Annotated in this window: 14 protein-coding genes; 8 read left to right on the forward strand and 6 right to left on the reverse strand. The window is 69.4% G+C overall.

What is annotated here, in order from left to right; genetic code table 11:
* Positions 1-175: 175 nt before the first annotated feature.
* On the reverse strand, positions 176-472 hold the full coding sequence (locus tag H7J06_RS08210; RefSeq protein WP_264038240.1) for a hypothetical protein: 297 nt from the start codon (positions 470-472) through the stop codon (positions 176-178).
* Between the two features lie 50 nt (positions 473-522).
* On the opposite strand from H7J06_RS08210, the gene upp reads away from it, so the two are divergent.
* On the forward strand, positions 523-1146 hold the full coding sequence (gene upp, locus H7J06_RS08215; RefSeq protein ID WP_264038241.1) for a uracil phosphoribosyltransferase: 624 nt from the start codon (positions 523-525) through the stop codon (positions 1144-1146).
* Here upp and H7J06_RS08220 read toward each other — a convergent pair.
* Together H7J06_RS08220 and H7J06_RS08225 are read right to left on the reverse strand one after the other, a co-directional pair.
* Positions 1128-2684, reverse strand: coding sequence for a phospho-sugar mutase (locus tag H7J06_RS08220; RefSeq protein ID WP_372515269.1), 1557 nt, complete (start codon positions 2682-2684; stop codon positions 1128-1130). The genes upp and H7J06_RS08220 overlap by 19 nt on opposite strands.
* A gap of 18 nt (positions 2685-2702) precedes the next feature.
* The gene (locus H7J06_RS08225; RefSeq protein ID WP_264038243.1) at positions 2703-3161 is read right to left on the reverse strand and encodes a MarR family winged helix-turn-helix transcriptional regulator; all 459 of its coding nucleotides are present in this window, start codon (positions 3159-3161) and stop codon (positions 2703-2705) included.
* A gap of 76 nt (positions 3162-3237) precedes the next feature.
* On the opposite strand from H7J06_RS08225, the gene H7J06_RS08230 reads away from it, so the two are divergent.
* Positions 3238-4338, forward strand: a complete 1101-nt coding sequence (locus H7J06_RS08230; RefSeq protein WP_264038245.1) for an AbrB family protein — start codon at positions 3238-3240, stop codon at positions 4336-4338.
* Here the strand turns inward: H7J06_RS08230 and H7J06_RS08235 are convergent.
* Both H7J06_RS08235 and H7J06_RS08240 read right to left on the reverse strand, forming a co-directional pair.
* Positions 4284-5090 (reverse strand): purine-nucleoside phosphorylase, encoded by an 807-nt coding sequence (locus H7J06_RS08235; protein WP_308205730.1) that lies wholly within the window; start codon positions 5088-5090, stop codon positions 4284-4286. The genes H7J06_RS08230 and H7J06_RS08235 overlap by 55 nt on opposite strands.
* Positions 5087-5344 carry a hypothetical protein gene (locus H7J06_RS08240; protein ID WP_264038246.1) on the reverse strand — a complete coding sequence of 86 codons (258 nt, stop codon included), beginning with the start codon at positions 5342-5344 and terminating at the stop codon, positions 5087-5089. Before H7J06_RS08240 ends, H7J06_RS08235 begins: the two co-directional genes overlap by 4 nt.
* On the opposite strand from H7J06_RS08240, the gene H7J06_RS08245 reads away from it, so the two are divergent.
* Complete coding sequence (locus tag H7J06_RS08245) at positions 5338-6522, forward strand: M20 family metallopeptidase (RefSeq protein WP_264038247.1); 1185 nt, start codon at positions 5338-5340, stop codon at positions 6520-6522. The two genes, H7J06_RS08240 and H7J06_RS08245, sit on opposite strands and share 7 nt — an antisense overlap.
* Positions 6519-7697 (forward strand): amidohydrolase, encoded by a 1179-nt coding sequence (locus tag H7J06_RS08250; RefSeq protein ID WP_264038248.1) that lies wholly within the window; start codon positions 6519-6521, stop codon positions 7695-7697. Before H7J06_RS08245 ends, H7J06_RS08250 begins: the two co-directional genes overlap by 4 nt.
* A gap of 7 nt (positions 7698-7704) precedes the next feature.
* On the opposite strand, the gene H7J06_RS08255 is transcribed toward H7J06_RS08250, so the two are convergent.
* Entirely contained in the window at positions 7705-8178 is a 474-nt protein-coding gene (locus H7J06_RS08255) for a gamma-glutamylcyclotransferase family protein (protein WP_264038249.1), read from the reverse strand.
* Positions 8179-8259: 81 nt separating this feature from the next.
* On the opposite strand from H7J06_RS08255, the gene H7J06_RS08260 reads away from it, so the two are divergent.
* Genes H7J06_RS08260 through H7J06_RS08275 form a run of 4 tightly spaced genes read left to right on the forward strand, consistent with a single transcriptional unit; the run spans position 8260 to position 13159 of the window.
* Positions 8260-9675, forward strand: coding sequence for an NAD(P)H-quinone dehydrogenase (locus tag H7J06_RS08260; protein ID WP_308205731.1), 1416 nt, complete (start codon positions 8260-8262; stop codon positions 9673-9675).
* Positions 9676-9732: 57 nt separating this feature from the next.
* Positions 9733-11508 carry a glycerol-3-phosphate dehydrogenase/oxidase gene (locus H7J06_RS08265; protein WP_372515270.1) on the forward strand — a complete coding sequence of 592 codons (1776 nt, stop codon included), beginning with the start codon at positions 9733-9735 and terminating at the stop codon, positions 11506-11508.
* The gene (locus tag H7J06_RS08270) at positions 11505-12365 is read left to right on the forward strand and encodes a pseudouridine synthase (protein ID WP_264038250.1); all 861 of its coding nucleotides are present in this window, start codon (positions 11505-11507) and stop codon (positions 12363-12365) included. The genes H7J06_RS08265 and H7J06_RS08270 overlap by 4 nt, the downstream gene beginning before the upstream one ends.
* Before the next feature lie 23 nt (positions 12366-12388).
* Positions 12389-13159, forward strand: coding sequence for an SDR family NAD(P)-dependent oxidoreductase (locus H7J06_RS08275; protein WP_264038251.1), 771 nt, complete (start codon positions 12389-12391; stop codon positions 13157-13159).
* Positions 13160-13563 lie beyond the last annotated feature (404 nt).

Genomic DNA, 13563 nt, shown 5'->3' on the forward strand with positions numbered 1-13563 from the left:
CGGCACCCTGCCAGCGCGTCGCCTGCCAGGACCGGCCGGTCGCGGCCGCGACGTCGGCCAGGGCGGCCCGAATGCCGGCCAGCGCCGCCGCGGTGTCGGGGGTTCCGGTGCCGACCGTCGCCTGCAGCTCGCGAAGGGATGCGGTCAGACCGGCCACCAGGGCGCTCGCCACCGGTTACGTTCCGATTCGCGAAATACTCTGTCCGACATGATGTTCGGCGGAGTCGTACGCTTTCGCCGCGCTGCCCGCCACGTGCCTCGCCGCCGCACATCGCTCGGCCAGTTCGGTGGCATGGCGGGCCTCCTGCAAGAGAGCGTCGTTGAGCGCAGCGAGAAACCCCGCCCCGACCGTGCCGAACGCGTCGGCCGCCACCCTCGAGGCCAGCAGGTTGGCCGCCACCGAGGTGAGGTCGTCGGCGTGAGCCCGCTGGGCGACGCTGAGCTCGTGAATGTCGGATGTATCGGCGATCACGGGAGGTATGACGTCGGCCAGACCGGTCAGGTTCCATTAGGGTTCGCCGCATGGACGTCCGCGTTGTCGATCACCCCCTCGCCGCCGCTCGGCTGACCACGCTGCGCGACGAGCGCACCGACAACGCCGGTTTCCGATCGGCGTTGTGCGACCTCGCGTTGATGCTCGTCTACGAGGCCACCCGCGACGCCGCGTCGACGCCCGTGCCGATCCGCACGCCGATGGCCGAGACCGTCGGCTCACGCCTGGCGTCACCCCCGCTGTTGGTGCCGGTGCTCCGGGCGGGTCTCGGGATGGTCGAGAAGGCGCACCAGCTGATCCCCGAGGCGAAGGTGGGCTTCGTCGGCATGGCCCGCGACGAGGAGACCGCCCTGCCCACCCCGTACCTGGAGTCGCTTCCCGACGATCTCAGCGCCACGCCGGTGCTGGTGCTCGACCCCATGCTCGCCACCGGGGGCTCGATGGCGCACACCCTGGGTCTGCTGCACGACCGCAACGCGGTCGACGTCACCGCGGTGTGCGTGGTGTGCGCACCGGAAGGCATTGCGGCACTTGAGAAGGTGTCGCCGAACCTGAAGTTGTACACCGCCGCCATCGACGACGGTCTCAACGAGGTGTCCTACATCATGCCCGGACTGGGAGACGCGGGGGACCGTCAGTTCGGGCCGCGCTGAAGCAGGCCGACCACGTCGTCCCGGAGGGCGGCGAGCATCGCGGCGGCATCCGCCCGGGCGGCGGTGACGTCGTCGCGCGGTGACAGTCGAATCTCCAGATACGCCTTGACCTTCGGCTCCGTCCCCGACGGACGGACGGCGACGCGTACCGACTCGCCGGTGTAGATCAGCGCGTCCGTGCGGTCGCGTCCGGAGCGCGTCAGCAGGTCGGTCACCGCCACCGGTTCGTCGGCGAGCCGAGTGGGGGGATGGGCACGAAGGCGCTCGACGAGGGCCGCGTCCGCAGGCACCGACACCGCGGCGGTGGTGTGCACGCCGTGCCGACGGGCGAGTACGTCCAGCGCGTCGGGCACGGTGCGGCCCTCGTCGCGGAGCACCGACACCAGGTCGCAGACGAGCACGGCGGCGCTGATCCCGTCCTTGTCGCGGACGGCACCGGGGTCGACGCAGTGGCCGATCGCCTCCTCGTAGGCGTAGACCAGCGTGCAGCCCGGAAGGTCCTCGTCGGCGCGCGCCAGCCACTTGAACCCGGTCAGGGTCTCGGCGTGCCGCGCGCCGTGGTGCGCGGCGATGGCGGCCAACATGCGCGACGACACCACGGTGCTGGCGACCATGCTGGCCGCCGTCACCTCGCCGGGATCGATCTGCGACAGGATGTAATCGCCTAGCAGCCAACCCGTTTCGTCGCCGGAGAGCATCCGCCACCCGGTCGGTGTCGGAATGCCGACGGCACACCTGTCGGCGTCGGGGTCCAGGGCGATCGCGACGTCGGCGTCCACGTCGGCCGCGAGGGCCAGCAGCAGATCGGTGGCCCCGGGCTCCTCTGGGTTGGGGAAGTCCACCGTCGGAAAGTCGGGGTCGGGGGAGTACTGCTCGGTGACGACGTGGACGTCGTCGAAGCCCGCCTCCCGCAGTGTCAGAAGAGCGGGCTCCCCGCCGACGCCGTGCATCGGCGTCAGGGCGATCCGGACGTTGCCGGTGCCCCGCCGCACGCTCGAGGCTCGGCGGACGTAGTCCCCGATTAGGTCGGTGGTGGCCGGCGCGACCTCGGTGCGGGCGACGTCGGCAGGAGCCTCGGCCATGGCCGCTTCGATCTCGCGGTCGGTGGGCGGGACGATCTGCAGGCCGCCGTCGAGGTACACCTTGTAGCCGTTGTCCGACGGCGGGTTGTGCGACGCCGTGATCTGCACCCCGGCCACGGCGGTGAAGCGCCGGACGCCAAAGGCGACGACCGGCGTTGGCGCGGGATCGGGCAGCAGGACGACGGAGAAGCCCGCGGCGGCAAGCACTTCGGCGGTCGCCAAGGCGAAGTCGTCGGAGTTGTGGCGGGCGTCGCGGCCCACCACGACCGTCGACCCGCCGAGGCCGCGGTCGTTGAGGACCGTCGCCAGCGCCCACGTCGCCGACGTCACCGTCTCGACGTTCATGCCTCCCGGCCCCGGGCGCATCGGTCCGCGAAGCCCGGCGGTACCGAAGGTGAGACGTTGCGGGGAGGGTTCGGCCATGGGGCTCATTGTGCCGTCACCACCAGGCGTCATCGCTCTTCGCGCAAGCGCTCATCGGGTCTCACGCTCTTCGCGCAAGCGCTCATCGCCGTCGGCGAGCTTGCGCAGTACCGGCGCCACCAGCATCAGCAGGTTGAACTCCAACTCGGTCAGCGATTCGCGCATGGCGGAGTTGAGCCACTCGTCGCGCTCGGCCCGGTCCTGCTCGAGGAGGCGCATGCCGTCGTCCGTCACCTCGATCAGCTGGCGGCGTCGATCGTCGTCGTCGGTTCGGCGAGCCACCAGGCCGCGTGCCTCCAGATGGTTGATGCCGTCGGTCAGCGATTGCACGCGGACGTGCATGCGGGTGGCGAGCTCGGCCGGGGTCGTGACGCCGGCCCGGCTCACCTCGCCGAGGACCTGCTGCTGGCTCAGCGTCAGGCCGTTGTCGCTGCGGTGGCGGCGAAGCTGGCGGGTCAGGGCCATGATGGATTCCCGCAGCTCGGTCGCATTAGCGGTACTGGAGCGCATTACCAAGTTATACCTTGGCATTGGCCAATCTACTGCCAGGTTGAGATCATGAAATCACAAGCGCATACTTGTCTTCATGTGGAAGTGGGTGCTGCTCGTCGCGGTCACGGTCGCGGTGACCGTGCCGCTGGATCTGATCGGTGTTCCCTCCGCGGCGCTGTTCGCCGCGCTGATCGTCGGCATCGTTCTGGCGCTCGTCTCCCTCGCGCCGGCGGGCGTCCCCCGCAAGGCGGGCATCGCGGCCCAGGGCGTGCTGGGCGTCTACATCGGCACGATGGTCCACCGCGACGCGCTCACGGCACTCGGGTCGGACTGGCCGATCGTCCTCGGCGTTGCGGTGTCCACGCTGGTGCTCAGCATCGGCGCGGGCGCACTGTTGGGCTTGCACCGCGACATGAGCCCGCTCACCGGATCGCTGGCCCTGGTGGCCGGCGGTGCCTCCGGACTCGTCGCGATCGCCCGTGAACTCGGCGGCGACGATCGCGTCGTCGCCGTGGTGCAGTACCTGCGGGTGGCGTTGATCACCGCGTCGATGCCCGTCGTGGTCACCGTCGTCTATCACGCCGAGAAGTCCGGGCACGCCGCCGCGCCGGCCACCCAAGGCGACTCGGCGCCGTGGTACCTGAGCATCGCGATGCTGGTGGTGATCGTCCTCGTCGGGGCCACCGCCGGCCGGCTCGCCCGAATGCCGGGATCGGGGCTGCTCGGTCCCATGGCCGTCACCATCGCCCTCGAACTGACCGGGACGTCGTTCGGGCTCGCGGTGCCAATGGCCCTGGTGCAGCTCGGCTACGCGGTGATCGGGTGGCAGGCCGGTGTCGCGTTCACCCGCGAATCCATGCGTGCGATCGGTCGTGCCCTACCGGCGGCCCTGAGCCTCATCGTCGTGCTCAACGTGGCGTGCGCGGGACTTGGCGTCCTCCTGGCCCACGTCACCGGCATCAGCATGCTCGAGGGCTATCTGTCGACGAGTCCCGGTGGCATCTATGCCGTGCTGGCCACGGCCGTCGAGACCGGCTCGAACGTCACGTTCATCGTCGCCGCGCAAGTCGTGCGGGTGCTGCTGATGCTGTTCGCCGCGCCGCTGATCGCCCGCGGACTGTCGAAGCTCACGCAGCGTCCTCACACGCGCGCGAGCACCTCCGACAGCAGGGAACCCATCCGCGTCGCCGACTGACGGCCCGCGTCGAGCACCTCGGCGTGGCTCAACGGCGCACCGGTCATGCCTGCCGCCAGGTTCGTCACCAGCGAGACGCCGAGCACTTCGGCGCCGCCCGCGCGCGCGGCGATCGTCTCGTGCACCGTCGACATGCCCACCATGTCGGCGCCGAGCGTCCGCAGCATCCGGATCTCCGCCGGTGTCTCGTAGTGCGGGCCGGGCAACCCCGCGTACACGCCCTCGGCCAGGGACGGGTCGACCTCGCGGGCGAGCGCCCGAAGGCGGGGCGAGTACGCGTCGATGAGGTCGACGAACTGCGCACCCACCAGGGGCGAGCGCGCCGTCAGGTTGAGGTGATCGCTTATCAGCACCGGCTGGCCCACCGCGTGATCCTCGCGTAGTCCGCCCGCCGCGTTGGTGAGCACCACGCTGCGTACGCCCGCCGCGCAGGCCGTCCGCACCGGATGCACGACGTGCCGCAGGTCGTGTCCCTCGTAGGCGTGGATCCGGCCGAGCAGCACCAGGACTCGCGTGCTTCCGACCGTCACCGCCAGCGCCTGGCCGCCGTGACCCGCCGCCGACGGCGGGGTGAAGCCTGGCAGCTCGGCCATCGGCACGACCGCCGACGGGTCGCCGAGCTCGGCGGCGGCCGGCGCCCATCCCGAACCGAGGACGACGGCGACGTCGAACGCGTCGACGCCGGTGCGGACCAGCAGTGCGGCCGCGGCCTCGTCGGCCAGGGACTGTGGGTCGCTCGCTGCAGTGGTCACGGCGGGAAAGCGTACCGGCGGACAGGGCGACGGCGCCGAGACTGCGCCCACTGCGGAGAAGTGCGAGTAGCCGTCGCGGTGAGCGCAGTCTCGGCGTCACGGTCGGTGATGAGCGCTTGCGCGAAGAACAAACGGTCGGTGATGAGCGCTTGCGCGAAGAACAAACGGTCGGTGATGAGCGCTTGCGCGAAGAACAAACGGTCGGTGACTTGCGCGAAGAACAAACGGTCGGTGAGATACTGCTCCGATGCCAACCGCCACAGCGTCGACGATCGTCGAGGACGTCGTGCAGCGACGTCGTGGCGACCTCGTCGAGCTGTCCCACTCGATCCACGCCGAGCCGGAGTTGGCATTCGCCGAGCACCGCAGCTGCGCCAAGACCCAGGCGCTGGTCACCGAACGTGGCTTCGAGGTCACGCCCGGGGTGGCGGGGCTGGACACCGCGTTCCGCGCCGTCTTCGGCAGCGGCTCACTGGTCGTCGGCATCTGCGCGGAATACGACGCGCTGCCCGGCATCGGCCACGCCTGCGGACACAACATCATCGCGGCCTCCGCGGTCGGCACGGCCCTGGCGCTCGCCGAGGTCGCCGACCAGCTGGACCTGACCGTCGTCCTGCTCGGCACCCCCGCGGAGGAGGCCGGTGGCGGCAAGGCGCTCATGCTGGAGGCCGGCGTCTTCGACGACGTCGTGGCGACGGTGATGCTGCACGCCGGGCCGATCGACATCGCCCGCGCGCGCTCGCTGGCACTGTCCCAGGTGGCCGTGGAGTACCTCGGCCGCGAAGCCCATGCCGCCGTTGCGCCCTATCTGGGCCTGAACGCCGCCGACGCGATCACGGTGTCGCAGGTGGCGATCGGGCTGCTGCGTCAGCAGCTTGCGCCGGGTCAGATGGTGCACGGCATCGTGACCGACGGCGGCCAGGCCACCAACGTGATTCCGGCGCGCACCGAGATGCATTACACGATGCGGGCCAACGACTCCGGATCGCTGCAGGAGCTCGAGGCCAGGATGTCGGACTGCTTCTTGTCCGGTGCGGTGGCCACGGGCTGCGGTCATCAGGTCGAGTCAACCGAACCGTCCTACCTCGAGCTGACGCCCGACAAATGGCTTGCCGACGTCTTCCGCGCCGAGATGGTGCGTGTGGGCAGGACGCCCGTCGCCGCGGAGTTCGAGGCGGCGCTTCCGCTGGGCAGTACCGACATGGGTAACGTCACGCAGTTCATGCCGGGCATCCATCCGATCGTCGGCATCGACGCCGACGGCGCTTCCATCCATCAGCAGGCGTTCGCGGCGGCTGCCGCCGGACCGAGCGCCGACAAGGCCGTCATCGAGGGAGCCGTCATGCTGGCCCGCACCGTCGTGGAGCTCGCCGAGACACCCGCCGAGCGCGACAGGGTGCTCGAGCTCAAGGCGGGGCGGGCTCGCTCGTGAGCATTCAGGATTCGACCAACGCGTGGCTGGCGGCTCACTACGACGAGCTGGTGGCCTGGCGACGACACATCCATCAGCACCCCGAGCTGGGGCGCCAGGAGTTCGACACCACGCAGTTCGTGGCGTCGCGGCTGGCCGACGCCGGTCTGAACCCCAAGGTGCTGCCGGGCGGCACCGGCCTGACGTGTGACTTCGGGCCCGAGCACGCCCCGCGAATCGCACTGCGCGCCGACATGGACGCGCTGCCGATGGCCGAGCGGACGGGGTTGTCGTTCGCGTCCGTGACGCCGGGCGTCACACACGCCTGTGGTCACGACGGTCACACGGCGGTGCTGCTGGGCGCGGGGCTGGCGCTGGCGTCGGTCCCGGAACTCCCCGTCGGGGTGCGACTGTTGTTCCAGCCGGCCGAGGAGTTGATGCCCGGCGGCGCCATCGACGCGATCGCCGCCGGCGCCCTGAACGGGGTGTCGCGGATCTTCGCGCTGCACTGTGACCCTCGTCTGGAGGTCGGCAAGGTCGCCATCCGCCCGGGACCGATCACCTCGGCGGCCGACCAGGTCGAGATCACGTTGCACTCACCGGGCGGCCACACGTCGCGTCCGCATCTGACCGGCGATCTGGTGTACGCGCTGGGCACCCTGATCACGGGCGTCCCCGGTGTCCTGTCGCGGCGGGTGGACCCGCGCAACAGCACCGTCATGGTGTGGGGCGCGGTCAACGCGGGCGTCGCGGCCAACGCCATCCCGCAGACGGGCAGCATCGCGGGCACCATTCGCACCGCGAGTCGCGAAGCCTGGGTAGCGATGGAAGAGCTTGTCCGCGAGATCGTTTCGTCGCTGCTGGCCCCCCTGCAGGTGCAGTACAGCGTGCACTACCGCCGCGGCGTGCCGCCGGTGGTCAACGAGTCGGTCTCGACGCGGATCTTCACCCACGCCATCGAGGCCATCAGCCCCGACGCCCTGACGGACACTCGCCAGTCCGGTGGCGGAGAGGACTTCTCCTGGTATCTCGAGGACGTCCCCGGCGCCATGGCCCGACTCGGCGTGTGGCCGGGCGTCGGCCCCCAACTCGACCTGCATCAGCCGACCTTCGACCTCGACGAGAGGGCGCTGGGCGTGGGCGTTCGGGTGTTCGCCAACATCATCGAGCAGAGCGTCGGACTCACCGACGGCTAGCGCTTGGCTACGTGCCGGGGCCGATGTTGCGTGCCGGCCGGGTGCGCAGATCGTGTACGTATTCCGGTGGTGCGCCTGCGATCTCGGCCGCCTCGGACATCACGCCGAGGTAGCGGGCCGAGGGAATCCCGCCCTCCCAGGCGTCGACGACGTAGAGCCAGGCCAGCACCGGATCGGTGCTGGTGTCGGAGGATTCGCGGTGCACCCGGCAACGGATCTTCTTGTGGAAGCCGAGCTCCGAGCCCTCCCACCGGTCGAGGTTCTCCTCGTCTTCCTTGGTCATGTCGTACAGGACGACGAAGACCTTCGACAGGGGATCCTCGACGAGGGTCGCCAGGGCTCCCTCCCAGCTGAGATCCTCGCCACCAAAGGTCAGTCGCCACCCATGTATCCACCCCGTCCCCGCCATCGGCGAGTGGGGTGCACGCTGCAACATCTGCTCCGGATGCATGTTCGATCCGTAGGCGGCGTAGATCGGCACGGCGGTAAGCCTAAGGGGTCGATCTACGCCCAGTCGGTTAACCACCGGGTTGAGTTGGACACAGCAGACTAGGTTGGTCCCGTGGCTACCCGCATCGTGATCATCGGCGGCGGGCCCGCCGGGTATGAGGCTGCACTCGTCGCCGCGGGCCGCGGCCCCGACGTCGCGCAGGTCACCATCGTCGACTCCGACGGCATCGGCGGCGCTTGCGTGCTGTGGGACTGCGTCCCCTCGAAGACGTTCATCGCCTCGACCGGCGTGCGCACCGAGCTGCGGCGTGCCGACGGACTCGGCTTCGACATCAAGATCGAGGACGCCAAGATCTCGCTGCCGCAGATCCACAACCGGGTGAAGACGCTGGCCCGGTCACAGTCCGCCGACATCGGCTCCAACCTGCTGCGCGAAGGCGTGTCGATCGTGCACGGTCGCGGCGAGCTGGTCGACGACATCCCCGGCATGGCGCACCACCGGGTGAAGGTCACCACCCCGGACGGCAAGGTCGGCGTGCTGAAGGCCGACGTCGTGTTGATCGCGACCGGCGCCCGTCCCCGCGTCCTGCCCAACGCCGCACCCGACGGCGAGCGAATCCTGAACTGGCGTCAGCTCTACGACCTCTCCGAGCTGCCCGAGCATCTGGTCATCGTTGGCTCGGGCGTCACCGGGGCCGAGTTCTGCAGCGCCTACACCGAGTTGGGCGTCAAGGTCACCGTGGTGGCCAGCCGCGACCAGATCCTCCCGCACGAGGACTCCGACGCCGCCGCCGTGCTCGAGGAGACCTTCAACGAACGTGGCGTGAAGCTGGTCAAGAACGCTCGGGCGGACTCGGTGACCCGTTCTGGCAACGGCGTCGTGGTGGCAATGGCCGACGGCCGCAAGGTCGAGGGCAGCCACGCGCTGATGACGGTGGGCTCGGTCCCCAACACCGAAGGCCTCGGCCTGGAGAAGGTGGGGATCGAACTGAGCCAGGGCAACTACCTGTCGGTGGATCGCGTGTCGCGCACGTCGGCGGCCGGCATCTACGCCGCGGGCGACTGCACCGGGTTGCTGCCGCTGGCCTCGGTGGCTGCGATGCAGGGCCGCATCGCGATGTATCACGCGCTGGGGGAGGGCGTGTCGCCGATCCGGCTGCGCACCGTCGCGGCGGCCGTGTTCACCAGGCCGGAGATCGCCGCGGTCGGCGTCCCGCAGACCGCGATCGACAACGGGACGGTCCCGGCCCGCACGCTGATGTTGCCGCTGACCACGAACGCCAGGGCGAAGATGTCGCTGCTGCGCCGCGGCTTCGTGAAGATCTTCTGCCGCCCGGCCACCGGTGTCGTCATCGGCGGCGTGGTGGTCGCACCCATCGCCTCGGAACTGATCCTGCCGATCGCGCTCGCCGTCCAGAACCGGATCTCGGTGACCGACCTCGCGCAGACGTTGTCCGTGTATCCGTCGCTGTCCGGGTCGACGGTCGAGGCGGCTCGGCGGTTGATGGCTCACGACGATCTGGACTGAAGGCACGTAGGCTCGGAACCGTACCCCTACCGACGAGTAACGAGAAGGTGCATGGCCGTGAGCGACGCTCGTGAGCGAACCATCGGCGCAGTCGACCCGATCCCCGGTCCTGGCAACGGCCAGACCCTCCTCGGCCCCGAGTGGCGAGCTCAGGCGTGGGAACGTCTCGGCAGCGAGCAGTTCGACGTCGTAGTCATCGGCGGTGGCGTCGTGGGCGCAGGGGCGGCACTCGATGCCGCCACCCGTGGGCTGAAGGTGGCGCTCGTCGAGGCTCGCGACTTCGCCTCCGGCACGTCGAGCCGCTCCTCGAAGATGTTCCACGGCGGTCTCCGGTACCTGGAGCAACTCGAGTTCGGACTGGTCCGCGAGGCCTTGCACGAACGCGAGCTGTCCCTGACGACGCTGGCCCCTCACCTCGTCAAGCCGTTGCCGTTCCTGTTCCCGCTCACCCGACGTCTATGGGAGCGGCCCTACGTGGCGGCGGGCATCTTCCTCTACGACCAGCTGGGCGGCGCCAAGTCGGTGCCGGCCCAGAAGCATCTGCTCAAGGGCGGTGCGCTGCGCCTGGCGCCCGGCTTGAAGCGCAGTTCGCTGATCGGCGGAATCCGCTACTACGACACCGTGGTCGACGACGCCCGGCACACGATGATGGTGGCCCGGACCGCGGCTCACTACGGCGCGGTGGTGCGAACCTCGACGCAGGTCGTGTCGCTGTTGCGCGAGGGCGACAGGGTCACCGGTGTGCGCGTGCGCGACTCGGAGGACGGTGCGTCGACCGAGGTTCGCGGACACGTCGTCGTCAACGCCACCGGCGTCTGGACCGACGAGATTCAAGCCCTGTCCAAGGAGCGCGGCCGATTCCGCGTGCGGGCGTCGAAGGGCGTGCACATCGTGGTGCCGCGGGATCGCATCGTCAGCGAGGTCGCGATCATCCTGCGCACCGAGAAGTCAGTACTCTTCGTGATTCCGTGGGGCACGCACTGGATCATCGGCACCACCGACACCGACTGGAACCTCGACCTGGCGCATCCCGCTGCCACCAAGGCCGACATCGACTACATCCTCGGGACGGTCAACACCGTGCTGGCGACGCCGCTGAACCACGACGACATCGACGGTGTCTACGCCGGCCTCCGTCCGTTGTTGGCGGGGGAGAGCGAGGAGACCTCCAAGCTCTCGCGCGAGCACGCCGTCGCGACGCCGTCGCCCGGCCTCGTCGCGATCGCCGGCGGCAAGTACACCACCTACCGGGTGATGGGCGAGGACGCCATCGACGCGGCCAGCGTCTTCGTCCCGACCCGGGTGGCGCCGTCGATCACCGAGAAGGTGCCGCTGATGGGGGCCGACGGCTACTTCGCCCTGATCAACCAAACCGAGCACGTCGGCGCGCACTACGATCTGCACCCGTACCGCGTCCGGCATCTGCTGGACCGCTACGGTTCGCTGATCGGCGAGGTGCTGGCGATGGCGGAGGGTCGACCAGAACTGTTGGCGCCCATCACCGAAGCGCCGGTGTACCTCAAGGTCGAGGCCTACTACGCGGCGGCGGCCGAAGGTGCGCTGCACCTCGAGGACATCCTGGCGCGACGCATGCGCATCTCCATCGAGTACCCGCACCGCGGGGTCGACTGCGCCCGTGAGGTCGCCGAAGTCGTTGCCCCCGTGCTGGGGTGGAGCGCTGAGGACGTGGACCGCGAGGTGAACACGTATCGGGCCCGTGTCGAAGCCGAGGTGGTGTCGCAGACTCGTCCCGACGACGAGTCGGCCGACGCACTGCGTGCCGCCGCGCCCGAGGCGCGAGCCGAGATCCTCGAGCCCGTGCCCTTGACGTGAGACAACCTGCGCCCCTTCCGGTTCGGGACGGTCTCGGACCGGTGCGGGTGCGGTTGCGCGGCGGTGCCGTGCTCGTCGAACTGGCCAACCGGTTCGGTGAGGCTGCGGCGGCGAAAGTGCTTGCCGGAGAGGTGGTCTGCGCCGACGGAACCGTCGTCGGCGCGGCGACGGTCCTGCCCCCGAATGCGGACGTCTACCTGTACCGCGACCTGCCCGACGAGGTCCCCGTCCCGTTCGACGTTCCCGTGCTGTATCGAGACGAGAACGTCGTCGTCGTCGACAAGCCACACTTCTTGGCGACCATGCCGCGGGGCGGACACGTCGCCGAGACGGCGCTGGTGCGGCTGCGGCGCTCGCTCGACCTGCCGGAGCTCTCGCCGGCACATCGACTGGACCGGTTGACCGCGGGGGTGCTGCTGTTCACGGTGCGCCGTGAGGTCCGCGGCGCCTATCAGACGATGTTCGCGCGCGGCGAAGTGAGCAAGAGTTATCTGGCCCGGGCGCCGGTCGATCCGTCGCTGGCGTTACCCGTGGTGGTTCGTAGTCGAATCATCAAGGAACGCAGCCGATTGCAGGCGTTCGAGGAACCTGGCGAGCCGAACTCCGAGACGCTGGTCGAGCTGATTTCCGGCGACGGACTGTACCGGTTGACGCCGCGTACCGGCCGCACCCACCAGCTGCGGGTGCACATGGCGTCGCTGGGGTTGCCCATCGACGGTGACCCGTTGTACCCCGAGGTGCTCGACGTCGCGCCGGACGACTTCACGCGGCCGTTGCAACTGCTGGCCCAGCGCCTAGAGTTCGACGACCCGGTGACGAAGGTGCGCCGATCGTTCGAGAGCGCCCGGACGCTCTGACGCGACGTGTTCTACTGACCGTCGTGGATCGCACTGCATTCGACGCACTCTTCGACATGACCGGCCGCACCGTCATCGTGACGGGCGGCACCAGAGGCATCGGGCTCGCACTGGCGGAGGGCTTCGTGCTTGCCGGCGCGAACGTCGTGGTGGCCAGCCGCAAGGCAGCCGCCTGCGAGGAGTCGGCGGCCCACCTGCGCAGCCTCGGCGGCCGGTCGATCGGCGTACCCGTCCACGCGGGCGACGTCGACGGCCTCGACATCCTGGTCGACAGCACGCTCGCCGAGTTTGGCGGCGTCGACGTCGTGGTGAACAACGCCGCCAACGCGCTGGCTCAACCGCTCGGCGAGATGACCGTAGAGGCCTGGGCGAAGTCCAACGACGTCAACGTGCGCGGCCCCGTCTTTCTGACGCAGAAGGCGTTGCCGCACTTGAAGAAGAGCGACCACGCCGCGGTACTCAACATCGTGTCGGTCGGTGCCTTCGGCTTCGCCGCCGACCTGTCGATGTACGCGGCGGGCAAGGCGGCGCTGATGTCGTACACCCGCTCGATGGCCGCGGCCTTCGTCGGTGACGGCATCCGGGTCAACGCCATTGCGCCCGGCCCGGTCGACACCGACATGATGCGCAACAATCCGCAGGAAGCGATCGACGGCATGACCCGCGGCACGCTGATGAAGCGGTTGGGGACCCCCGACGAGTTGGTCGGCGCCGCTTTGCTGTTGTGTTCGGACGCAGGCAGTTACATGACCGGAACGATGATCATCGTCGACGGCGGTGGAACCCCCCGCTGACGGGACCCCGTCCTCGGCGCGAGCGTGCGTGTCTGCACGCCACACGCCGGGTGAAAGCCGCACTTTGCGCACGCTCGTGGGGCGACTAAAACCCTTGTGCTACCTCGGTGTGGTGTGTCCGCTAGGACAGCTGACCGCGTGCTCACGTCGCGGGCGGTCGCATCGACGGTCCGGGTTCCCCTCGTGCGACCGCCCGTCACGATGTGCGCTGCGGATCTCTCCGGCCGAAGGTGGTGTCCCGGTTCCCTTCTTGAGACCGTCCCATGGGAATGTGCGCTTGGCGGAGCTCTCCGTCGAAGGGTAGGTGTGTCCGCCTTTGAGCGAATTGGCGTTGGCTGAATTCCCCTGCGTCACATGAGTTTCACTAGCCACAGCCCGGATTTCTTGTCGGTGGTTCGTACTAA

Source organism: Mycolicibacterium hodleri (genome assembly GCF_025822245.1).
In the GTDB taxonomy this organism is placed as follows: Bacteria; Actinomycetota; Actinomycetes; order Mycobacteriales; family Mycobacteriaceae; genus Mycobacterium; species Mycobacterium hodleri.

Coding starts and splice junctions, on each gene's coding strand:
- upp (WP_264038241.1), top strand. CDS start 523: ATGGACGTCCGCGTTGTCGATCACCCCCTCGCCGCCGCTCGGCTGACC.
- H7J06_RS08220 (WP_372515269.1), bottom strand. CDS start 2,684: ATGACGCCTGGTGGTGACGGCACAATGAGCCCCATGGCCGAACCCTCC.
- H7J06_RS08225 (WP_264038243.1), bottom strand. CDS start 3,161: ATGCGCTCCAGTACCGCTAATGCGACCGAGCTGCGGGAATCCATCATG.
- H7J06_RS08230 (WP_264038245.1), top strand. CDS start 3,238: ATGTGGAAGTGGGTGCTGCTCGTCGCGGTCACGGTCGCGGTGACCGTG.
- H7J06_RS08245 (WP_264038247.1), top strand. CDS start 5,338: ATGCCAACCGCCACAGCGTCGACGATCGTCGAGGACGTCGTGCAGCGA.